This window comes from Arcanobacterium ihumii (assembly GCF_900604515.1).
Classification (GTDB): domain Bacteria; phylum Actinomycetota; class Actinomycetes; order Actinomycetales; family Actinomycetaceae; genus Arcanobacterium_A; species Arcanobacterium_A ihumii.
The window spans coordinates 196,058-219,089 of sequence record NZ_UWOS01000003.1 but is presented as its reverse complement, the minus strand read 5'-3'; the positions used below and the strand labels follow the sequence as shown (position 1 = coordinate 219,089).

General features: G+C 50.8%; 19 protein-coding genes. 15 read left to right on the top strand and 4 right to left on the bottom strand.

Annotation, left to right across the window (positions count from 1 at the left end; genetic code table 11):
* Positions 1 to 7: 7 nt before the first annotated feature.
* Both EIH22_RS08315 and EIH22_RS08310 read left to right on the top strand, forming a co-directional pair.
* Complete coding sequence (locus EIH22_RS08315) at positions 8 to 730, top strand: AzlC family ABC transporter permease (RefSeq protein ID WP_124055345.1); 723 nt, start codon at positions 8 to 10, stop codon at positions 728 to 730.
* Positions 730 to 1,035, top strand: coding sequence for an AzlD domain-containing protein (locus tag EIH22_RS08310; RefSeq protein ID WP_124055344.1), 306 nt, complete (start codon positions 730 to 732; stop codon positions 1,033 to 1,035). The genes EIH22_RS08315 and EIH22_RS08310 overlap by 1 nt, the downstream gene beginning before the upstream one ends.
* Before the next feature lie 19 nt (positions 1,036 to 1,054).
* Here EIH22_RS08310 and EIH22_RS08305 read toward each other — a convergent pair whose 3' ends face one another.
* A complete protein-coding gene (locus EIH22_RS08305) occupies positions 1,055 to 2,230 on the bottom strand; it encodes an MFS transporter (RefSeq protein ID WP_124055343.1) in 1,176 nt (391 codons plus the stop codon).
* Between the two features lie 288 nt (positions 2,231 to 2,518).
* On the opposite strand from EIH22_RS08305, the gene ppdK reads away from it, so the two are divergent.
* The 7 genes from ppdK (at position 2,519) to EIH22_RS08270 (ending at position 13,390) form a co-directional block, all read left to right on the top strand.
* Complete coding sequence (gene ppdK, locus EIH22_RS08300; RefSeq protein ID WP_124055342.1) at positions 2,519 to 5,266, top strand: pyruvate, phosphate dikinase; 2,748 nt, start codon at positions 2,519 to 2,521, stop codon at positions 5,264 to 5,266.
* Between the two features lie 322 nt (positions 5,267 to 5,588).
* Positions 5,589 to 5,828 (top strand): CsbD family protein, encoded by a 240-nt coding sequence (locus tag EIH22_RS08295; RefSeq protein ID WP_124055341.1) that lies wholly within the window; start codon positions 5,589 to 5,591, stop codon positions 5,826 to 5,828.
* A gap of 307 nt (positions 5,829 to 6,135) precedes the next feature.
* Positions 6,136 to 6,417 (top strand): FeoA family protein, encoded by a 282-nt coding sequence (locus tag EIH22_RS08290; RefSeq protein WP_124055340.1) that lies wholly within the window; start codon positions 6,136 to 6,138, stop codon positions 6,415 to 6,417.
* A complete protein-coding gene (gene feoB, locus EIH22_RS08285; protein WP_124055339.1) occupies positions 6,417 to 8,735 on the top strand; it encodes a ferrous iron transport protein B in 2,319 nt (772 codons plus the stop codon). Before EIH22_RS08290 ends, feoB begins: the two co-directional genes overlap by 1 nt.
* Positions 8,736 to 8,746: 11 nt before the next feature.
* Positions 8,747 to 9,067, top strand: coding sequence for a hypothetical protein (locus EIH22_RS08280; protein ID WP_124055338.1), 321 nt, complete (start codon positions 8,747 to 8,749; stop codon positions 9,065 to 9,067).
* Between the two features lie 124 nt (positions 9,068 to 9,191).
* Positions 9,192 to 10,241 (top strand): zinc-binding dehydrogenase, encoded by a 1,050-nt coding sequence (locus EIH22_RS08275; protein ID WP_124055337.1) that lies wholly within the window; start codon positions 9,192 to 9,194, stop codon positions 10,239 to 10,241.
* A gap of 203 nt (positions 10,242 to 10,444) precedes the next feature.
* Complete coding sequence (locus EIH22_RS08270) at positions 10,445 to 13,390, top strand: FAD-binding and (Fe-S)-binding domain-containing protein (RefSeq protein ID WP_124055336.1); 2,946 nt, start codon at positions 10,445 to 10,447, stop codon at positions 13,388 to 13,390.
* Here the strand turns inward: EIH22_RS08270 and EIH22_RS08265 are convergent.
* Positions 13,353 to 13,640, bottom strand: a complete 288-nt coding sequence (locus EIH22_RS08265) for an alpha/beta fold hydrolase (RefSeq protein ID WP_124055335.1) — start codon at positions 13,638 to 13,640, stop codon at positions 13,353 to 13,355. The two genes, EIH22_RS08270 and EIH22_RS08265, sit on opposite strands and share 38 nt — an antisense overlap.
* A gap of 8 nt (positions 13,641 to 13,648) precedes the next feature.
* A complete protein-coding gene (locus EIH22_RS08260; protein ID WP_124055334.1) occupies positions 13,649 to 14,437 on the bottom strand; it encodes an alpha/beta hydrolase in 789 nt (262 codons plus the stop codon).
* A gap of 327 nt (positions 14,438 to 14,764) precedes the next feature.
* Between EIH22_RS08260 and EIH22_RS08255 the strand changes: the two genes are divergently transcribed.
* Positions 14,765 to 16,348, top strand: a complete 1,584-nt coding sequence (locus tag EIH22_RS08255; protein WP_124055333.1) for a C40 family peptidase — start codon at positions 14,765 to 14,767, stop codon at positions 16,346 to 16,348.
* Positions 16,349 to 16,515: 167 nt separating this feature from the next.
* On the opposite strand, the gene EIH22_RS08250 is transcribed toward EIH22_RS08255, so the two are convergent.
* Complete coding sequence (locus EIH22_RS08250) at positions 16,516 to 17,016, bottom strand: inorganic diphosphatase (RefSeq protein ID WP_124055332.1); 501 nt, start codon at positions 17,014 to 17,016, stop codon at positions 16,516 to 16,518.
* Between the two features lie 206 nt (positions 17,017 to 17,222).
* On the opposite strand from EIH22_RS08250, the gene dacB reads away from it, so the two are divergent.
* The 5 genes from dacB to folE all read left to right on the top strand — a co-directional run bounded on the left by dacB (position 17,223) and on the right by folE (position 23,031).
* Complete coding sequence (dacB, locus tag EIH22_RS08245) at positions 17,223 to 18,581, top strand: D-alanyl-D-alanine carboxypeptidase/D-alanyl-D-alanine endopeptidase (protein ID WP_160149060.1); 1,359 nt, start codon at positions 17,223 to 17,225, stop codon at positions 18,579 to 18,581.
* 9 nt (positions 18,582 to 18,590) lie between these two features.
* Complete coding sequence (gene tilS / locus EIH22_RS08240; protein WP_124055330.1) at positions 18,591 to 19,679, top strand: tRNA lysidine(34) synthetase TilS; 1,089 nt, start codon at positions 18,591 to 18,593, stop codon at positions 19,677 to 19,679.
* Positions 19,680 to 20,234, top strand: a complete 555-nt coding sequence (hpt, locus tag EIH22_RS08235) for a hypoxanthine phosphoribosyltransferase (RefSeq protein WP_124055329.1) — start codon at positions 19,680 to 19,682, stop codon at positions 20,232 to 20,234. It abuts the gene before it with no gap.
* Between the two features lie 174 nt (positions 20,235 to 20,408).
* The gene (ftsH, locus tag EIH22_RS08230) at positions 20,409 to 22,463 is read left to right on the top strand and encodes an ATP-dependent zinc metalloprotease FtsH (protein ID WP_200829237.1); all 2,055 of its coding nucleotides are present in this window, start codon (positions 20,409 to 20,411) and stop codon (positions 22,461 to 22,463) included.
* A gap of 1 nt (position 22,464) precedes the next feature.
* Complete coding sequence (gene folE / locus EIH22_RS08225) at positions 22,465 to 23,031, top strand: GTP cyclohydrolase I FolE (protein WP_124055328.1); 567 nt, start codon at positions 22,465 to 22,467, stop codon at positions 23,029 to 23,031.
* Position 23,032 lies beyond the last annotated feature (1 nt).

Here is a 23,032-nt window from a genome sequence, read left to right as displayed (position 1 = left end):
GACTGCTATGAACACGAATAAGCATCGTGCTGGCTGGTCAGGTCGACTTAGCAAGGTAGTATCCTTCTTAACCCATCCTGTGAAGAAGATTGCAGCCTCGGTTTCTTTAGCAACCGGTTTATACGGTATTTCTTTTGGTGCGCTTTCGGTTGCCTCTGGATTGTCTGTGTTGCAGACGGTTGCCCTTTCCCTGCTCATGTTTACCGGTGGTTCACAGTTTGCCTTCATCGGAGTGATTGGTACCGGTGGTGCAGGTAGTACTGCTGTAGGTGCATCTACTCTCCTAGGTGTGCGCAATGCTGTATACGGAATGCAAAATAATGTCATGCTCAATCCATTCGGTTCACAACGGTTTTTGGCAGCTCACCTAACGATCGATGAATCAACGGCAGTAAGCGCATCGCAAGTCGATCCCGAGGCAAAACAAATGGGTTTCTGGTACACAGGTTGGGGTGTTTTCATCTGCTGGAATCTATTTACTCTGCTCGGGGCAGTGCTCGGTGAACGACTTGGGGATCCACAAACCCTAGGATTAGACGGTGCAGCAGTCGCAGCTTTCCTCGGATTGCTCTGGTCAAGACTTCGATCAGCAGAATCAGTTGCCTTAGCTGTTGCGTGTGGACTACTCACAGCGACTGTGATTCCGGTATTACCTCCAGGAACTCCGATCTTGGTCACCGCGGCTTTCGCAGCCCTTTGGGGGATTTTAAGGAAAAGAGCGAAGTTCTGATGTGGGCATGGATTCTTTTGGCTTGTACTCTGGCATTCGCAACTAAATTATTGGGCTATCTCATTCCCCACGATGTACTTGCGACTCCAGTAATTGAACGCGCGGCGGGCGCGGTTACCATCGGTTTGCTTGTGGCACTCATTGCCTCAAATGCGTTGTCTATAGGTCAAGCTATTCATATCGATGCGCGCCTTGCGGCTTTAATTGTGGCAGGGGTGGCACTGTGGTTACGAGCACCTTTCCTTGTGGTTGTTATTCTAGGTGCGCTTACTGCCGCACTTCTAAGAGCTTGGGGGATAGCTTAACCGTTGGACGTGGGAGTATTCACCCCTGTTCGGTAGTGCGCTCAGAAACCTTGATTTCAACGAGCTCGTGGCACGCTATCATGATCACTGTGCTGGTGAGCGCGAATACAGGCATTACAACGGAATCGATCCGCGTCATTAAGAGCCCAACGATTGGTGGCATCAACAACTGACCGGTGTAAGCGAAGCCCATCTGGAGACCCATAGCGCGTTGGGTGTTGGCAACGCCCAATCTGCGCGGTGTCTCCTTCAGGATTACGGGATAAATTGGAGCGCAACCGAAGCCGATAAGAACAAAGCCCGTAACCGCTATGAGTGCGCTCGGTGAAATGAGTGTCGTCGCCCCTCCAAGAAGCATAATTGCCGAACCGGTTCGGAGAAGCTGGATATTCGTCATTCTTTCGGCGGCAATCCCAGCGATGAAGCGACCACCAGTAATTCCAAGGTAGAACCCGGAGGCTCCCATCGCTGCAAGACCAGGAGAGATGCTGTGATGGTCTACCAAGAAGGTAGCACCCCATAATCCTGCACTCAGTTCTATTGCACAGTAGAGGAAAAATCCAAGCAAAATCGGCCAGATGTGCGGGAGCTTGTGCCAAGGAAGGCGAGGTGCGTCGGCGTCGTCGCTATCGCTGAGGTGAGAAGAGGACGGGGCTTGCGTCCATAAGCTACGCGAAAATACAAGCAGAACCAGAAGTAAGAACTGCAAGGTGGCAAGAGTAATATAAGCAGGACGCCATTCGCCTCGTGATTCGAGCCACCATCCAACGATCAACGGACCGAACGAGGCTCCGACGCCCCAGCAGGCATGAAGCCAGTTGTTGTGACGAGTTGAGTAGTTGATCGAGACGAAAGCGTTGATGGCTGCATCTATCGCACCAGCACCGAGTCCGAGTGGGAGAGCAAGGATGCATAGCCACAGGAACGACGGCGAAAACGCATATCCCAAGAGTGTTATTGCGGTAAGTGCAACCGAAATGATGGAAACCTTGACGGTGCTTAATTTCTCAAGTAAATGCACCGAAGCGAACGAGGAGCTGATGGTACCAATGCAAACAATCATGGTGATGATACCCGCGCCCGCTGGGTCTGCTCCGAGGTTCGGAGCAATGAATGGCCACGCGGCACCGATCGCGGCATCGGGAAGTCCAAGGGAGATAAAAGCAGCGTAAAGGACGGCTAAAAGGAGTGTCATGAACCGTCCTCTTTCGTGGTGGCGAGTTAGGTATCTTAATTACCGTTGGTTTTATATAGACCGTGGCTAGCGAAGCAAGGGGATGCGCTAACTACGAAGACTAGTTGAAAGTTGTGTCATCACATTTTTGCATGAACCCGCACAATTGTGCCAGCGTTAAATGTTAACTCAGTTACCCTCTGAAATATGTGGTGAGGTAATATATACCGCGGACCGAATTATTCGGCGATGAAGAAAAGCGGTTGACGATCCGCTGCTACGTATAACCATCCCAACGGAGGGAAATCAATGACGAAGTATGTATATAACTTCACCGAGGGAGATAAGGATCAGAAGGATCTTCTCGGTGGTAAGGGTGCGAACCTTGCAGAAATGACCAACCTTGGTCTTCCAGTTCCTCCCGGATTTACCATCACCACTGAAGCTTGCCGTGCATACCTAAGTCAGGGAAATGTTCCAGAAACTCTGGATGTTGAGGTAACTGCTGCTATTCGTAGCGTTGAGCAGACGATGGGTAAGAAGCTTGGAGATTCATCCGATCCACTATTGATGTCGGTTCGTTCGGGTGCAAAATTCTCTATGCCAGGCATGATGGAAACTGTTCTGAACATTGGCTTGAACGATGAGTCAGTGCAGGGCTTGGCTGAAAAATCAGGAAATGAGCGTTTTGCATGGGATTCATACCGTCGCCTCATTCAGATGTTCGGTAAAACGGTTATGGATATCGAAGGCGATCTTTTCTCTGATGCTCTTCATGGTTTGCAAGAGCACAAGGGATACAAGGGTGATCTTGACATGACCACCGAAGATCTCAAGGGACTCGTTGTTGAATACAAGGAGATCGTCAAGAAGGAAACCGGTAAGGATTTCCCACAAGATCCTCGTTTCCAGCTTGATATGGCTGTTGAAGCGGTATTCCGTTCATGGAACACTGATCGTGCTCGCATCTACCGCCGTCGTGAGCACATTCCAAACGATTTAGGTACCGCTGTTAACGTACAGACTATGGTGTTTGGAAATATGGGCGAAGGCTCTGGTACCGGCGTCTGCTTTACCCGTGACCCTTCAACCGGTCACTCCGGTGTTTACGGCGACTACCTTGAGAATGCACAAGGCGAAGACGTTGTTGCGGGTATTCGTAACACCCTTTCGCTTGCCGATCTTGAAAAGATCGATAAGACCTCCTATGACGAACTTCGTGCAATCATGACGAAGCTCGAAACCCACTACCGTGATATGTGCGATATCGAGTTCACCATTCAGGGAGGAAAGCTTTGGATGCTTCAGACTCGTGTTGGAAAGCGTACTGCTTCGGCTGCGTTCCGCATCGCTGAGCAGCTCGTTAACGAGCGTTTGATTACACACGATGAAGCGGTTACTCGCGTTACCGGTGATCAGCTCACCTCGCTTCTTTTCCCACAGTTCGACAAGGCTGCTGAAAAGAAGGTTATTTCCAAGGGTATGCCAGCATCGCCAGGTGCAGCAGTTGGTGAGATTGTTCTTAACAACGAACAGGCTGTAGCTCGTACCCAAGCAGGCGCCTCCGTCATCTTAGTTCGTCGCGAAACCAACCCAGATGACTTGCAAGGAATGGTTGTTGCTTCGGGCGTTTTGACAGCTCGTGGCGGAAAGACCTCACACGCGGCTGTTGTTGCTCGTGGCATGGGCCGTTGTTGTGTTGTTGGTGCAGAAGACCTCTTGGTTGATGAAGCTGCAGGTACTGTATATGTGAAGTCGCAAGATGCTACCTACAAGGCTGGCGACGTTATCGCTATTGACGGAACCTCCGGTGAAATCTTTGAAGGTGAAGTTCCTGTAACTGATTCACCAGTAATGACCTACATCTCCAAGGGCCTAGAAGCTGGACTTGCAGCTTCCCCGGATGAAGACACCAAGGAACTTGTTACTGCGGTTGATCATATTCTTTCCCGCGCAGACGAGAAGCGTCACTTGGTGGTTCGCGCTAATGCCGACACCCCAGAAGACGCACAACGCGCACGTGAATTCGGAGCAGAGGGTATTGGTTTGTGCCGTACCGAGCATATGTTCCTTGGTGATCGCCGCAAGCTGATTGAAGCAGTGATCCTTGCTGAGACGGATGCGGAGCAGCAAGCTGCGTTTGACGCGCTTATGCCACTTCAGAAGGGTGACTTCATCGGAATCTTTGATGCGATGGACGGACTTTCGGTTACTGTTCGCCTGATCGATCCTCCTTTGCACGAGTTCTTGCCTGACCTCACTGAGCTCTCTGTTGAGCTTGCGGTTAAGGAAGCAAAGGGCGAAGAGGTTACTGAAGCTGAGAAGAAGCTGCTTGCTGCAGTGAAGGCAAACCATGAGCAGAACCCAATGCTTGGATTGCGTGGCGTTCGCCTCGGCCTCAAGCTTCCTGGCTTGATTAAGTTGCAGGTTCGCGCAATTGCTGAAGCGTGTGCTGAGCTGAAGAAGCAGGGTAAGGATCCACGTCCGGAGATCATGGTGCCACTCATCGGCTCGGTTCGCGAAATGCAGATTGTGCGCGATATGGCACTTGAGATCATCAAGGAAGTTTCCGAAGAATTTGGTGTGGAGCTGGATCTACCAATCGGTAATATGATTGAGCTTCCGCGTGCAGCTGTTACTGCTGGCCGTATTGCGGTGGAGTCAGACTTCTTCTCGTTCGGAACGAACGATCTTACCCAGACCACGTGGGGCTTCTCGCGTGATGACGTCGAAGCAGCGTTCTTCAATGAGTACTTCGATTATGGTGTATTCGGAGATTCGCCGTTCGAGTCAATTGATTGGCGTGGAGTTGGTTCCGTGGTGAAGATGGGTGCAAAGCGTGGACGTGCAGCTAACCCAGATCTTCACCTCGGTGTTTGTGGTGAGCATGGAGGTGATCCAGTCTCGATCCACTTCTTCCACGAGATCGGTTTGGACTACGTTTCTTGTTCGCCATTCCGCGTGCCAGTTGCTCGTCTTGAAGCTGGTCGTGCGGCAATCTCTAATGAGTCTCCGGCAGCAATCGAGCGTGGTGCACAGCGCGCAACCACAGCCTGAAATGAAGCAAGCTTTCGCATTATGATCATCGTGCGCTGATAAGCGGTTGGGTGCCCTAGCTGAATAAGGGGTACCCAACCATCGAGAGTGTGGGAGGGGCAACCAATGAGGTTACCCCTCCCACACTCTCGATTTACCGACTCTTGTTTTTTCGAGCTTGCTTCACTCGAAGCTGAATATTGGGCTATCGGTGTAAAAGCCTAGCCGAGCGGCATTATCCAAGGCAGACTAGCTATCAACCGAAGTCAAGTAGATGCAAGGTCAATTTTAGGCTTTGTGATCGGCAGACTTTATAAGCCAACTTCCATAAGGGGGAATTATCATGGGTTTTGACGAAACTGCAAAGAATAAAGCAGATGAATTCGGTGGTGCTGCAAAGGAATTTGTAGGTAATGCAACCGGCGATGAGAGACTCGAAGGTGAGGGTCGTGCGCAGAAAGATGCTAGCAAGCTCAAAGAAGCCGTAAATAAGGTTTCTGAGAAGGCAGAGGGAGCTGCAGACTACGTAAAGGGTGCGGCCGCGAAGCTTGGTGAGTCCTTGAAGAAAGACGACGAAGCCTGAGTTCGTTGTTGTAAAACGCGTAGCAAACGCTCTGAGTTGTTGAGCGTTTATCTTCCTAGAAGCAAAATGTGGGCAGATTGGATTGACTCCAATTTACCCACATTTTTGCTGGTCAACTCTAGGGCGTTGTTTATCTCGGCCAAATTAAGGGACTTTCGGCTTTCCTAATTATATTTGGTAAGGGTAGCCTAAATATGACTTTGTGGCTTTGCGTGATTGTGAAATTAAATGAACTGATTCTGGGCGACAGAGTCTGCAAAGTAATTGAATAACTTCATACCTCAACGATTGAGAAAGACCTTCCCACATGATTCTCAAGGATTGCCCGGTGCGGGTACCCGTTCGTTTAACGAGCGTTCCTTTGCCACGCCAAAATGTACTACGTATGCAAGAGATTGGCATACGAGTTGGCGCTGAAGCCGTCATTATACAAAAAGCGGCATTTGGTGGGTTGATTGTGAATATTGCGGGCTCGCGAATCGCGGTAGACCATAAGTGGGCGAAGAAGATCGAAGCTCAGATTGTGGATCAAAGTAATAAGGCGGACCAGAAAGATAGCATTTCTGGGAATCAGTGGGAAGTGAAGTAATGGGTTCGCAGATTAATCTTAAAGCACAGACTTTCAATACCCTCCAGGGCGATGCGGCAAACGCGGAAAAAACAGGTGAACCAAAGCAAGCCCAAAAGACGGTTTTGCTGGTGGGAAACACCAATGTTGGAAAGTCAACCCTATTTAATGGAGTTACTGGCGCACATCAGGCGATGGTCAATGCCCCTGGAACGACTGTTGAAGTTATGTCTGGCATTTGGCGCACGCTGGACGTGCGGGTCCTTGATTTACCGGGAACCTATTCGCTAATTCCCACCAGCCCTGATGAGGAAGTCGTTGAGGAAACGATTGCGGCTCGACCGGGAACACTTACTGATCCAAAACTCGGTCATCATACAGATTTGATCCTTGCAATTTTGGACGGAAGTTCACTTACACGTTCCCTCTATCTACTTGGTCAGCTGGCGCAAACGGGATACCCAATCGCGGCGTTGATTTCGCTTGCGGACGTGGCTCAGCGTAACGGCGTCGGCATCGACCCCTCAGCGCTGTCGAAAGAGCTTGGCATCCCGGTGATGATTTTTGATGCGCGTAAACCGAAGCAATATCCAGTGCTCGATGAATTTGTGCGCAATGCGCTAGCTACACCCACGTTTGTGCGTGGTCTAGCACCTGATCCGGACGCGCCGGGATATTCTGCATCTGCGGCTGAAAGGCGTGAAAACAGCTGTGGATGTTCGTCGTCGTGCTGTGAAAAGCCGGCTGTGGATGAACGTGACCTGCTAGGTCAAACACTTTGTGGCTGCTCAAACGATCTCGCGCCAGGTGAGGATTGTGCTCAAGTGGGAGCACTTTCCGCTCACGTAAAAGAGGCTAATTCCGCCTGTGGGTGCGGTCATCAAGTGGCTTCGTCACTCAACCTCAACGCCGATCAGCGCTCAGTGCTTAGCGCCTCTGAGTCCCAAGCTCAACTAGATCGGGCAAAAACGCTTTTCGCGTGGGTAGATAAAGTTGAAGCGGCGGTTCTCAAGCGTAGCGAAGATCCAACTAAACTTTCCCCGTCGGATAAAGCTGATCGCATCCTTCTTAATCCTTTTGCAGGTTCGATCATTTTCTTCGGCTTGATGTGGTTACTCTTCCACTTGGCAGGGGAATGGGTTTCGCCTATTCAAGATCTCTTTGACGGATGGTTCACCAATACCGACGACGGTGCAATCTCCGTCGCTAATGGTTTAACTTGGGTTTTGGGTCACCTTGGACTCACCGGAACGTGGGTTGAATCGATCCTGGTCACGGGCTTGGTTACCGGGCTCGGTGTAGTTGCTTCCTTCGTGCCGCTCATGTTCGTAATCTTTGTGGCGATTTCCGTCCTTGAAGATTCCGGTTACATGGCAAGAGCTGCCTTCCTAGCGGATCGTCTCATGCGGAAGATCGGGCTAGATGGTCGCGTAGTCCTTCCTCTTATTATGGGTTTCGGCTGTAACCTTCCGTCTCTTGCCGCGGCACGTGCGCTTCCTTCAGCTCGCCATCGACTCATCACAGCGATCATCACGCCTTACACCTCATGTTCTGCGCGCCTAACGATCTACCTGATGATCGCAAAAATCTTCTTCCCAAACAACACTGGAACCGTCGTTTTCGGAATGTATGTTCTTTCCGTGGTCATGGTGGTTCTTGCGGCGTGGGTCTTGAAGTTTTTCTTCAGCCGTGAACAAACGCAAGCACCTCTCATGCTGATCTTGCCGTCCTTCCAGCTTCCGCGCGTCGTCGTGCTCGCAAAGATATCTGCCCAGCGTACCTGGACTTTCGTAAAGGGTGCGGGAAAAATCATCGTTGCTATGGGTATGGTGGTGTGGCTCCTCGGTGCTATCCCTACATCCTCGAGCGAGCATTCCTTTGCTGATCCAGAATTGCCGATGTCTGAATCGGCCTACGGGCTCGTTGCGCGTGGTCTTGAGCCAGTATTTGAGCCAGCCGGGTTTGGAGACTGGCACATGACCGGTGCCCTTATGACTGGCTTCGTTGCTAAGGAAACGGTGGTTTCGTCCATCGTCATCTCCTACAACATGGATGCTGAAGCCGCGGGTGACGCTGAAGATAATGGTGATGACCTTGGTGTACTACCCAAACTTTTAGGAGATACTTTTGCCGAAAGTGCTGGTCCTGGATTGGCTTCCCTCGGTGCGCTCGCTTTCCTAGTATTCGTTTTGACCTACACGCCTTGCATGGCAACAGTAGGTGAACAGGTTCGGCTAATCGGAGGGAAGCTGACTGTAATTGCGGTTGTAGTCCAGCTCGTCGTGGCTTGGCTGCTGGCAGTTGGAGTATTCCAAATCGGGAAACTTTTCATCGGATAACTGGACTGTGGATGAACATATTTCGTTTCCCTCGGCAACGAAAAACTAGCGATCGATCCGATTCTTCGGATGGCTTGAGCGTAACTGACCGCGTTCTTGACCTGCTCAACGAAGGGAAAACGGTTAACCAGGTAGCGAGTATGACGGGAACGTCGGAGGTATTCGTCAAGGTAATGCTCGATCATTGGGAAAGAATCGGGTTGGCGAAATCGGCTGCTTCCCTGTGTTCTTCGGGGCTTGGAGCATGCGGAACGTCGAACAGTCCGCTATCGATGGAAGCACAGATCGCCTGCGCTGGGTGTCCTTTGAAACTTCCAAAACATCTTGATTAGTGTTTTGCAAAATGTAATTCAATCCCTGTAAAAATCGTGACGGTGCTAACATTTGTTATAGGACTTTTGTGTATTCGATGCAAGAGCCCTCTAGGTAGCAATGGAGCTATTATTGGGAGGAATAATGGAAGGCACGATGCTTGCGCAGCGTCTGTATACAGATACGATGACGATGAAAGTGGAGGAAATCCCGATCCCGCAGCCTGGTCATGGTCAAGTGTTGATCAAGGTGGCTTTCTGCGGCATTTGCCATTCTGATCTTTCTCTGCTTGATGGAAATTTTCCTGCTCAGCTTCCTGTTATAACGCAAGGCCACGAATGCTCTGGTGAAATAGTTGAGCTTGGAGCCGGTGTTGTAGGTTGGGACATTGGAGACCGCGTTATTCCAACTTCGGGGCGTCCATGTTTTAAGTGCCGCCAGTGCCGTCGTGGAAACTTTGCGGATTGCCAGCATCTTCAACTTATGGCATTTGCCTATGACGGTGCTTGGGCGCAGTATGCCGTAGTCAATGCGGCAGGTATGACTCGTGTTCCAGACAATGTTTCCATGGAGCATGCCGCCATCCTTGCCGATGCAGTGGCAACTCCATTTGGGGCTGTGAAACGCACAGGTAAGGTTTCGTTGGGTAATGCTGTTGCCGTATGGGGACTTGGTGGCGTAGGTACCCACATTGTGCAGCTAGCAAAGCTCGCAGGTGCATACCCTGTAATTGGAATTGACGTCAAGGACTCCATCATTGAACGAGCGCTCGATCTGGGTGCCGACTATGCATTCCACTCAGATGACCCTGACCTTTTGGAAAAAATCAAGGATGCTACCGGCGGGCGTATGATTGATGTTGCGTTTGATGCGGTTGGTATCCAAGCCACATTTAAACAGGCAATTACATCTTTGGACTTTGAAGGTCGCGCTGTTTTGGTTGGACTTTCTGGACAAGAAATTGACGGCGGTTCTATCTTGCAGTTTGGGTTGAAACGTAACCAAGCACTCGGGCATCTGGGCTACCGCGCGGTAGATATCTATCTTTTAGCTGAGCTTCTCCACGCCGGCCGCTTGGATTTATCGCGTTCCGTTTCAGGAATTGTACCGCTACGTGAAATTGAGCGAGGAATCGATATCGTCAAGACTAAAGAAGGTGATCCCATCCGAATCTTGGTTGATCCGTGGGCTTGATGCCGCTTAATCTCGATTGCTTGTTTGTGTGAACTTGTGGTTAGACCACTATATGGTTGCGCCCCTTGCGCTCATTGAAATGACGGCACAATAGTTGTGTGTCAAAGCAGAAAGCTCAATTGTGCCTGTGTTTGGGAATGATAATTGAACTATAAAGAGGGATGGGATGCCAAATGCAAGCCAGGGAGTATCCACAACAAAGCATGCAACAGCAACTTGATCCAAAGTTAGTTGAGCAGGCAATAGAAGAAATTTCTGAATTGATTTCGGGAACGGTTGATTCTTCTACTCTTACCCAAGCACAATATGCCACGGACGCTTCAAATTACCGCGTTCCTCCCGCATTCGTAGTATTCCCACAAATGCGGGAGGACGTTTTGTCTATTTTGCGGATCTGCCGCAAATATCGAGTGCCCATCACCTCCCGCGGTGGAGGTACTTCAGTAGCTGGTAACTCGATCGGTACCGGTGCCATTATCGATTTTTCGCGCTACATGAACCGCATTCTTGAGATCGATCCTGAAACGCGCACCGCCTTGGTTGAACCGGGAGTCGTAATGAGCGAGCTTCAAAAGGAAGCTGCGCGTTTCGGACTGCGTTTCGGACCCGATCCCTCAACTCAAAACCGTGCTACCTTCGGCGGAATGATTGGGAACAATGCGTGTGGTCCACACGCGGTGGCGTGGGGAAGAACTGCGGATAACGTCGTCGAACTTGAGTGTGTGGATGGTCAAGGGCATATCTTTTCCACCGCACAACCTTTGGCAGAAACTTACCCGAGTCTTCAAGCATTGATTGGACAAAACCTAGCAAAGGTTCGCACGACTTTCGGTACCTTTTCACGCCAAGTATCAGGATACTCACTTGAACATCTGCTTCCTGAAAATGGTGAGAACCTTGCTCGAATGATCGTCGGAAGTGAAGGCACCCTTGTTACCGTATTACGTGCCAGGTTGCGACTAGTTCCAATTGCTGAGGCGCCAATGTTGGTAGTCCTTGGGTATCCAGATATGCCGACGGCGGCAGATCACGTTCCTGTTATCCTTCGGCACAAGCCGCTTGCGATTGAAGGGATCGATGCCGAGCTTGTTAACGTAGTGCGACGTGCGAAAGGATCAGTTCCAGAACTTCCCCCGGGTGGTGGTTGGCTGTTCATAGAAGTGGGAGCTCAAGAAGGTGAAGATGCTACTGATGTACCTGCGCGAGCTCAGGCATTGGCAGATGACGCGGGAACCGACGCAGTGGTGATCCTTCCTGCGGGTCCTAAAGCGACCGAACTGTGGAGAATCCGTGCAGACGGTGCTGGCCTTGGAGGAAGAACTCCACATGATACCCAAGCCTGGCCGGGGTGGGAAGATTCAGCGGTTCCGCCTGAGCACCTAGGCGAGTATCTGCGAGAATTTCAAAATCTTATGAACGATTTCCAACTCTCTGGATTGATGTATGGTCATTTTGGTGATGGTTGCGTGCACGTTCGTATCGATTTTCCATTTCAAGATACTACCGGTGAGCAGGTATTTCACGATTTTATGTGCCAAGCTGCTGACTTGGTTGCGCGCTACGGAGGCTCACTTTCTGGCGAGCATGGTGATGGACGAGCCCGATCTGATCTGCTTAATCATATGTATGACGACGCTACTTTGGAACTCTTTGGGCAGGTAAAAGATATTTTTGATCCCAGAAATACCCTTAACCCGGGTGTTTTAGTTGAACCTGTGCCTTTCGATGCCGATCTGCGCCGCCCTTCCGCGCACGAAATCGACTTTGCTGGAGGATTTCACTTTCACGACGACGGTGGAAGCCTTACGAATGCACTGCATCGTTGTACCGGTGTAGGAAACTGCCGCGCAGATCGTAGTGCAGCTGGATTCTTTATGTGCCCCTCATATCTAGCGACCCGCGATGAAAAGGATGTTACTCGTGGTCGAATGAGAGTATTGCAAGAGGTAACCAACGGTTCATTGATTAAAGGTTTTGCGGATTCGGCGGTGTCTGAGGCACTTGACCTTTGCTTGGCATGTAAAGCATGCTCATCGGATTGCCCTACCGGTGTGGATATGGCTCGCTATCGATCGGAGACTTTCTTTAGAAAATATCGTGGAAAGATCCGCCCACGCACCCATTATTTCTTAGGGAATCTACCGGTACTAGCGAGGATCGTTACCGCGGTTCCTGGGATGGCTACGGTGGCAAATGGTCTTCTTAAAGTTCCGTTTTTGAAGAATTTAGCGTTCTCCGTAGCAGGAATCGATTCGCGCCGTGACATGCCTGGCTTTGCTTCCACGCGACTTTCGAAAATGCTCGAAAAGTCTGGTGTGAAAGATATTGGTGAAGGAACCGTCGTTCCTCCTTTCCTTGCGGGGTTAGAGCGACACCCCAGCCTGAACGAAGCAAACAAGCACGGTGAAAAGTACATCATGCTTTGGGCAGATTCTTTCTCTGAGACGCTCGATACTCGCGGAGCGCAGGCGATGGTCAAGCTATTGCAGCGGCTCGGTTACACGGTTTTAATTCCACCGCATGACGCTTGCTGTGGCTTGACCTGGATTACAACCGGCCAGCTTGACGTCGCAAAGAAGAAGCTCAGTGCACTGCTTGAAGTACTGGCTCCCTTCGCAGCGAGCGGGATCCCAATCGTCGGAGTTGAGCCGTCCTGCACCGCCGTTCTTCGCGATGACGCGCGCGATCTGCTGCCGGAGGATAAACGGGTCGAAGTTCTAGCCACAATGACTTTTACGCTAGCTGAGCTACTTAGCCATCCACAGTTCGGGGTAGAGGATCAAAATCTCCTTCCTGATCTTTCTGGCCTCACTGTGGTGGCACAACCACACTGCCACCATTATTCGGTGATGGGGTGGAATACTGATGAACAACTTCTACGTACCTGCGGTGCACAAGTAACGGTGTTGAGTGGATGCTGTGGTCTAGCGGGGAACTTTGGTATGGAAAAGGGGCATTACGAGGTTTCAGTACAGGTTGCTGAAAACTCGTTACTACCGGCGCTAAGAAATGCTGATCCAGACGCGGTCTTCCTAGCCGATGGATTCTCGTGTCGAACTCAGGCGAAGCAACTGGGCGCGGCCGATGGTGTTCACCTTGCTGAACTACTGCTTAACGAGAAAGATGTTCGTCGATCCAAGCAGCGATAACACGGTAGGCTTCTTCGCGTGCGCTCTTCCGTGAAAAGACGACGTCGTGTACAGCTTTGTCAATTTTAACCAGTGTTACATCACTGCCTAAGTTTTCGATCAACGGCCAGGTATTTTCAATATCGAGGACGGTATCGACTTCGAGCATTTCGTCCGACCACGTCGCAGCCGTCATATGCCTTGCCGACGTGAGGGCAAGGATCGGCTTCTTAATTGATAATCCTTGAGCAACGCGCTTTTGACTTTTCATAATTGCTTTCAACCACCCCGCTCGAACTGGGAAAGTAGGGTAGTGGCGGTAACGAGGGTCTGCTTTCCAGCCGGTGGTGAAAAAACGTCGTCGTCGGCGCTGGAGATTTGCTGGTTTGTTCCCGGGATTGGCTGCTGATGGTTTCCGCCTAGAATCCGCTGGTAAAAGCCGTCGTCTTTGGTTGGGAGAACCGTTAATGGGCGTATCTTTGCCAAAATATTTATCAGTCCTTTTACAAGGGTCATTTTAAAGCCTGATAAATCTGTAAATAACCATGGCGAGTTTAAAATGATGCCGTCAAAATTCTGCTGGTGGCAACTCGCCCAAAGGCTGACGGTTAGCCCTCCTGTGGAATGACCGTAAACAAAAACAGGAAGGTGTGGGTGCTCGGAACGAGCGATTTCCAACGCGGCTTGAATTTCGGCGTCGTAAATTGAAAGGGAATCAGTGTAGCCCCAGGGCTCGTCATCTTTATGTGCGCGACCGTAACGGCGCAGGTCTAATGCGTAAAGATAACCACCAATAGCTCCGATGAAACGAGCAAATTCCTGGTGGTAGAAGTAGTCGTTCCAACCGTGGACCGTGATGAGAATAAATTCTTTTTGGCGGTGGGTGGCCGTGAAATGGGAGATTTCTTCAGTGGGTTTGCAAATCGAGCAGGGCTGGGGGTCAAGCTCAGGAATATATTTTGTGATCGCACAGCGCTGAGGAGTTCCGTGCAGGGGAGTTAAGTCTATGAGTGCAGATTTAAAGCCTTCGCCCAGGATGTCGAGCTTCCACCGAATTGATTCCGCCATGGTTTAATTCTGCCAGAAATATCGAAGATGGTCCTGTAACAATGAGGGCAAAGTGAGCATAGCTGAGTCCAAGGCCGTCTGCGTTGACCTTGAGATGTTACAAATGTGAATGGTGTTATTTGTGATCGTTTAGTAAAGTATGTGACAGTTGATAAATGCTGTGGCTTGTGCTGTTTTAGTGAAATATGTTTCTAATGTTTCATTTTTGAACGTTTTGGTATACCCTCAGAAGTGCGAGTGACAAAATTTGTAAAGTCAAGGCGACACGCTGAGTCACGGCAAATCGTCAAAGATTTAAAAACTTTAGGGAACCTGGAGGAAACATCGGTGAAACGAGGAATTCAGCGCGTGCTGGTAACGGCTAGCGTCGTTGGCCTAACAGCCACGATGGCACCGGTATCATACGCCGATCCGGTAGATGATTCCGATATTGAAGCAGCGCACGGGCAGCAGGACAAAACTGCGTCGTCCATTGCCGGCATTGAGCTAGAGCTTACAAAGCTCTCGGCTCAGAGCAACGAGCTCGAAATGAAGGCGGCTCAACAAAAGGCAGCCCAAATCGAAGCAGAGTCGGCGTTACTTCAGGCAATTGACCAAGCTGTTATTGCTCAAGATAAAGCTAATGGGGCTAAAGCAGATCTAGACAAAGCCCGTCAAGCGCTCGGTAGCGTTGCTCAGGCAATGTACCAAGATTCTGCAGGCCAACTTACGAACGCTCACTATCTTTTTGGTGCAGATGACATGGAGTCTGCAACATCGCGAAGCAAGGCGTTCGACTCGCTAGCAGCAAGTGCGGACAACAACGTCCGTCACTATAAGGCGCTTGAAGAGATTGCTACCACGATGCAGAAGAAGGCTGATTCGATTGCTAAGGATCAGAGTGAAGCTGCTAAGGAAGCAGAAACTGCGGCCAGCAAAGCTGACCAAGCTGCTAAAGCAGCATCTGATCAGCTTGCCCAAGCGACTGCGCGCCGAGGTGAACTTGTTGTTGAGTTGGCGTCCCAACGTGGTACTACCGTTGAGTTGGAACGGCAGCGCCTCGAACAGCTAGAAAATGCTCGAGTTGCTAAGGCACAGGCGGCAGCGAACCTAGTTATTGCCGAAGCTAATCGCAAGGCTGGAAAGAAGTCTGCGGATCAAGCATCCGCCGCACTTGTTCAGGCTAAGACCGACGCGCAGGCACAGGCGGCAGCAGCACAATCTGCATCTGCTTCTGCAACTCAAGCTGCCCAAGAAGCTTCCCAGGCTTCCGGCGACATCAAGGCTCTGAAGGAGAAGGCCGCCCAAGATGCGGCTGCGTATGCTGCACAGAAGAAGCAAGAAGCTGATGTGGCTGCGGCTGCGGCAGCAGCGGTTGCTCAAGCTGAGAAGGAAGCTCGTCAGCGGGCCGAGGCACAGCGTATTGCTGCTGAACGTGCCGCTGCCGAAAAGGCGGAACAGGAAGCTGCTAACCAAGCAGCTCGTGAACGTGCTGCTGCGGCTGCGGCGCAGAAGCGTGCGGAAGAAGCTGCCGCTGCAGCTGCTGCGGCAGCAGCTCAACAGCGTCCAACACCTCCACCACCGCCAGCTGGTTCCTCAGGCATGGCTCTGGTGAACTATGCACGTCAGTTCTCTGGAACTCCGTACATATGGGGTGGATCAACACCAGCAGGTTGGGATTGCTCAGGCTTCGTTGGATTCGTCTTCCGTTTCTTTGGCGTGTCGATTCCACATTCGTCAGCTAAGATCTTCAGCCAGTTTGGTGGACGTCAAGTTCCTGCGTCTCAAGCTCAGCCCGGTGACATTATGTGGTGGCCAGGACACGTAGGAATCTACACGGGTCACGGCAAGCACATCGCTGCTCATAACCCGGCTCGTGGTACTTCGGAAGCTCCGATCTGGGGTAATCCTATTTACCTACGCGTTCGCTAAGTTTTGAGGATGAGCACCGCTTCGGTGCTCATCCTTTTTGTGGTGTGTTTTTGTAAACTTCCGGATATATATCCAGTAATTTACAAAAACACACCACAAACTTATTCATGCGTAGGTAAATAAATGGGTGGGGTTTCATGAAACCCCACCCATAGCTTTAGAAGAAATCAGTGCTGATCGTAGTAGCCAGTTTCTTCTGCTCGCTTGAATGAACGTTCGATTTCAGCTTCTGCTTCTTCGCGCCCAACCCAGTGTGCACCGTCAACCGACTTTCCTGGTTCAAGATCCTTGTAGACCTCGAAGAAGTGCTGAATTTCCAAACGATGGAACTCAGATACGTCTTCAATTTCGGTACGCCATGAAGCGCGCTGATCGCCCGCAGGCACACACAAGACTTTATCGTCGCCACCGGCTTCGTCAGACATACGGAACATGCCTAGTGCACGGCACCGGATAACACAACCTGGGAAAGTTGCTTCTTCCAAGATGACGAGTGCGTCCAGTGGATCGCCGTCTTCACCTAGAGTTCCGTCAATGAAGCCGTAGTCGTCTGGGTAACGTGTTGATGTGAACAACATGCGATCCAAGCGAATGCGACCAGTTTTGTGGTCTAGCTCGTACTTATTTCGATTGCCCTTGGGGATCTCGATGGTTACATCGAATTCCATGAGTCTCTCCTTCGACGCCAAATAGTGCTGCAACGATTCTAACTGCGATTCTTCTCAAATACGCGCTCGCGAGGTGCGATGTTACCCATTTAGCACTTTGATTTTCTCCAAGTTTACTGTGCTAGAGGGATGAATTGTGGTTAATTAGCCACGTTATATGTGCACGTAAGAACTGATTTGACTTCGATTTGTGGGAAAATTTGCATGTGAGTAAAAAACGTATTGTGATTTCTGGCCTTGTTGCATGTCTATGCCTCTATGCGTTTGCAGATGCGTGGGATCTAGTGCCGGGAGTGTTCACAAACAAACCACTCGCTGATGAAGCGGCTCCCTTCCCGAAGGTTGCCGCCGTAGAACAAAAGCCAATTGATGCTCCCGAGGCGAAGCAAAGCGGGGATCTTCCTGATCAGGCGCGCATCACTGAAATCTTCGCCAAACTTCAATCTGATCCGCGCATCGGAGGTAACGTATCGGCTATCGTGGCAGATCCTGCCAGTGGGAAAATCTTGGGAGATTACTACGGCGATCGTGCCAGTACTCCGGCATCTACTACGAAGCTGCTTACTGCGGCAGCAGCGCTCACTGAACTTGGCCCCGAAACCACACTCCCAACAACCACCAAAGTTAAGGGTGACCAGCTCTTCTTAGTTGGTGGAGGAGACATTATGCTCGGTGCAGGCGTGGGAAACCCAAATTCCGAGGTTGGGTATGCGGGACTAGATGATTTAGCTAAAAAAACGGCGAAAGTTCTCCAAGCTAAGAATATTTCTGCGGTCTCCCTAGTGCTGGATACCAGTTTGTTCAGTGGACCAACCTACCATTCGTCTTGGGATCAATCCTTGCGTCGCTACGTGATGGAAGTAGTACCGCTCGCCGTAAATCGAAATCTTGACGCAAATAATAAAGTTACTCTCAATCCCGTTGGAAACATAGGTCAGGCATTCGCGCAGGCTCTCAACTCTCACGGAATTTCCGTCAAAAGCGTAACTAACCACAAAACCGACGACGGTGCCGAAGATGTAGCGTCAGTTCAGTCGGCTCCGGTGCGAGACATCGTTTCGCGGATGTTGCTTGAATCAGACAATTCACTGGCAGAAACTTTAGGTCACCTAGTCGCGATTAAATCTGGCGAAAGCCCAAACTTTGAGGGGGCCGCACGGGCCGTTCGTAAGAGTCTTGAGAAACAAGGTATTTCAATCGCAGGTGTCACACTGATGGACTCGAGTGGGCTATCAGAGCAAAATCGAATTCCCCCTCGAGTTTTGGTTAATATCCTTAACCATGCCTGGACCTGCACGGATTGTGTACTTCATGGAATCGGACCGGGTCTACCTGTTGCCGGATTGGATGGCACGTTACACGATCGCTTTGGTGCTACAACGGTCCTCGGCAAAGTCCGAGCCAAGACCGGTTCGCTTAGCACGGTTTCTTCATTAGCTGGATATACCTATACGTCGGGCGGTCGACCAGTAAGCTTCGCCGTGATCGTTGACAACGCAGTGCGAGTACCTGGCGTCTATGCAAAACCGGCGATTGATGATGCAATCGCTGAGCTTGGAAAGTAGATCGTCGCAATGTCCGGACCTCATCGTTTCGTTTCCGCAGCACGCCATGCAGTTTGCCGTGCACTATCCCAGCTTCCGACTGGTACTGCGGTGGTTCTTGCTGTATCTGGTGGAGCCGATTCAATGGCATTGGCCGCATCGGTGATTCACGAGGCTCAGAATAAAAAGAATGCTCTTGGTAATCCGGTCTATTCGATCACAATCGATCACGGGATCAGAGAAGAATCTTCCTGCGAGGCCCAAGCAGTCGTAGAAAATCTCAAAGCGATGGGTATTGATGCTCATTCGCAGAAAATTGATATTGGCACTGGTAGCGGTCCTGAAGGTGACGCTCGCGAAGCCAGGTACCGTGCAATTGCCGCGTTTGCACGTGAAATTGGGGCCGATGCTCCTGCTCCTGTACTCCTTGGACATAATGCCGACGACCAAGCCGAAACAGTGTTGCTTGGCTTGAGCAGGGGTGCAGGCGCGCGTTCGATGTCTGGAATGCCAGAAAGTGGATTTTTACCTACGACCACGGATGTTCCTTTTATTCGTCCGGTCATCCAGATGAAGGCTAATGCATTGCGAACGGTTTGCAGCGAGCTCGGAATCGACTTTGTTGATGATCCATCCAACGCGCTCGACGGACCGTGGACAGCAGCGGACGGCAGCCCGCTTCGTCGCTCGGCACTGAGGCATAACGTAATTCCCGCACTTGAGCAGGCTTTTGGGCGCGACGTCGTCGGTGCTTTGGTGCGCACCGGACGGATGCTCCGTGACGACGACGATGCCTTAACTTCGATTGCGGTTTCAGTTTTTGAACGGCTGGTGAAGCAAGATAATTCTCACAATCGTGAAACGAATACGGGATTAGTTTTACCTTGTGAGCACCTGAAAAATGAGCATCGGGCGGTGCGTACGCGAGTTTTGAGGATCGCTTATTCAGCTTGTGGAGGATCGGGTGCTGATCTCGTTTACTGGCACCTTGATGCTCTTGATAAGCTGATTGTCGGCCGAGATAATAATAGTGGCATTGACTTACCGGGAATGAAGGCGTGGCGAAGCAATAATCAGCTCGTATTTATTCCAGATGTCGCTTCGCAAACGGAGGATTAAATGGAACTTCAGGACACCGGAAACGATATCGAGAAGGTGCTCTTCACAGAAGAAGAGATTAACCAGCGCCTTGTTGAGCTCGGTGACGAGATTTCCCGTGATTATGAAGGGAAGGATCTCCTTTTGGTCGGCGTATTGAAGGGAGCCATTATGGTTATGGCTGACCTTTCACGCAAGATCCATATTCAAGCAGCAATGGACTGGATGGCAGTTTCTTCTTATGGTGCGGGCACGAAATCGTCTGGCGTTGTTCGAATCATCAAAGATCTTAACGAAGACCTGCAGGGGCGTAATGTACTTATCGTTGAAGACATTCTCGATTCGGGTTTGACTTTGTCTTGGCTGAAGTCCAACTTGGAGTCGCGCGGTACGAAGTCAATCCGTATTGCAACGATGTTCCGAAAACCAGATGCGGCGAAGGTACACGTTGGTGTTGACTACGTAGGTTTTGATATTCCAAATGAATTCGTGGTGGGGTATGGGCTAGATTACGCGGAGAAATACCGACATCTGCCATTTGTTGGAACTCTTGCTCCACATGTTTATGGAGGCTAAATGACTTTGAACCCACTTTCTGGTAAGGGTCACGAGAATACTGTGATGGAGAGCGATTCGAGCGGTGAGGACTCGAACAATAACCGACGTCGCTCTAAGCGCGGTAAACAACTTGATGATTTCAATCGGCGCGGACGCAACTTGCACGGATCGCGTAGGTCTTCGCATAAACCGATGCCGCGTCGCCCCGGCTCCCAAGGCGACGGCGATAGTAAAATTCCGTTGCGGCGTCGCATTTTCTCAATCATCGCTTTCGTTGTTTTAGCGACCATTGCCGTGATCTGGTATCTGGATCCGGGTGGTTTTACATCAATCAAGACTTCCGAAGGAAAGGAAGTTCTTCAGAAGCAAGATGTTGAACTTGTTCAAATGACCGAAGGTGTCCAGCAGGTCCAGGTGTGGCTTAAGAAGAGCTTCACACCGACGGACACGGATGGAGACGAACTCAGTCCGACTAAGAAGGTGCAGTTCCAGTACGTCAGCGCTGAAGCTGAAGAGATTGCTAAGCTCGTTCACGATGCAAAGCCTAAAAACGGCTACAACTCCTATGTTCCGCAGCAGTCATTCCTGGGTTCAATGCTTACCCTTATGCTTCCGATGTTGCTGATCATTGGTGCATTCATGTGGCTGTTGCCTAAGATGCAATCAGGTATGACGGCGTTTGGCAAGGTGAAGAAAGACGGCTTGGATTCCGATCGTCCTGACGTCACCTTTGCCGATGTGGCCGGCGTTGACGAAGCCGTTGAAGAGCTTCGTGAAATCAAGGAGTTTATCGATACCCCAGAAAAGTTCTACAAGATGGGCGCCAAGATCCCGAAGGGCGTGTTGCTTTATGGACCTCCCGGAACTGGAAAGACACTCCTAGCCAAGGCAGTGGCCGGAGAAGCAGGTGTGCCGTTTTTCCATATTTCTGCCTCAGAATTCGTGGAGATGTTCGTGGGAGTTGGTGCCTCGCGTGTCCGTGACCTCTTCAATAAGGCGAAGAAAACCGCTCCGGCAATTATCTTTGTCGATGAAATCGATGCTGTTGGACGTAACCGTGGCTCAGGTATTGGTGGCGGAAACGATGAACGTGAGCAAACCCTGAATCAGCTTTTAGTCGAAATGGATGGCTTCGAAGCTGACACCAACGTGATCGTTATCGCTGCAACGAACCGTCCAGATGTTCTCGATGCGGCACTCTTACGCCCTGGTCGATTCGATCGACAGATTTCCGTTGACGCTCCGGATCTTCCAGGAAGACGCCGTATTCTCGAAGTTCACGCCGAAGGTAAGCCTTTTGCTGATGATGTTGAACTCGAAGCTGTTGCTAGACGTACCCCGGGCTTCTCTGGTGCAGACCTTGCGAATCTCTTGAATGAAGCGGCTTTGTTGGCGGCTCGTTGTGAGCACGAAGTCATTTCTGAAGACGACGTCGACGAAGCAATCGATCGCGTTATCGCTGGACCACAGCGGCGAACGCGAGTCATGAATGCTGAAGAAAAACGGATGACGGCTTATCACGAAGGTGGACACGCGGTTGCTGCCGCGGCGTTGAACCATACGGATCCAGTTACTAAGGTGACGATCTTACCGCGCGGACGAGCACTTGGATACACCATGGTGATGCCCACGGAAGATAAATACTCCACCTCCCGAAATGAGCTTCTTGATCAGCTCGTTTACGCAATGGGTGGACGTATTGCTGAAGAACTTGTGTTCCACGATCCATCGACCGGGGCCGCGAACGATATTCAAAAAGCCACGAACATTGCTCGAAAGATGGTGACTGAATACGGTATGTCTTCCAGAGTGGGCGCGGTTCGTCTTGTTTCTGATGATTCCGATCCGATGACGCGGATGGGTGGAGGAAACTCACGTGAATACTCAGAAGATCTCGCTCGTGTTGTTGATGATGAGGTTCAGAAGCTCATTGACACTGCCAATCAAGAAGCTTGGCAAGTCCTTACCGAGAACCGTCACGTGCTTGATGCTTTGGCTGAGCGGCTCCTTGAGAAAGAAACAATTCTGGAAAATGAATTAAAAGAGATCTTCAAGGATATTTCTAAAGCTCCTGCTCGTGAACAGTGGTTGTCCTCTGCGAGCCGTCCAGTTTCAGATGTGCCTCCGATCCCGTTGCCTAAGGAACAATTGCGCGGTAAGCATTCGCATCCGGCAGGGCTGGAAGTAGGACCCGGCGATCCACCTATAGAAGATGGCGCTCCGTCGGCTTCCGTAGAGGAGATCTGACGTGCCTTATAACGAAGAGGGTGTTCGTAAGGCAATTTACGATCTGCTAGTTGCCGTGGGTGAAGACCCAACTCGCGATGGCTTGCGCGATACGCCGGACCGAATGGCGCGGGCATATCGAGAGATCTTTGCTGGGTTAGAAGGCGATCCGAGTGATGTGCTCGAAACGACCTTCGATATCGATCACCAAGAATTGATTTTGGTGCGAGATATTCCGATGTATTCGGTTTGCGAACACCACCTCTTACCCTTCCACGGCGTAGCTCACGTAGGCTATATCCCAGGTAGTGATGGTAAAGTTACCGGACTTTCAAAATTAGCTCGCTTGGTTGAAGGGTTTTCGCGACGTCCCCAAGTTCAAGAGCGAATTACCACCAATGTTGCAGACGCACTGATGGAACGACTCCATGCGCGCGGTGTGATGGTGGTGGTTGAAGCAGAACACATGTGTATGTCTATGCGTGGGGTGCGCAAACCTGGATCGCGAACGGTGACCTCTGCTGTTCGTGGCTGTTTGCGTGATGGTACTACACGTGCAGAAGCAATGAGCCTTATCATGGCAAAATAAC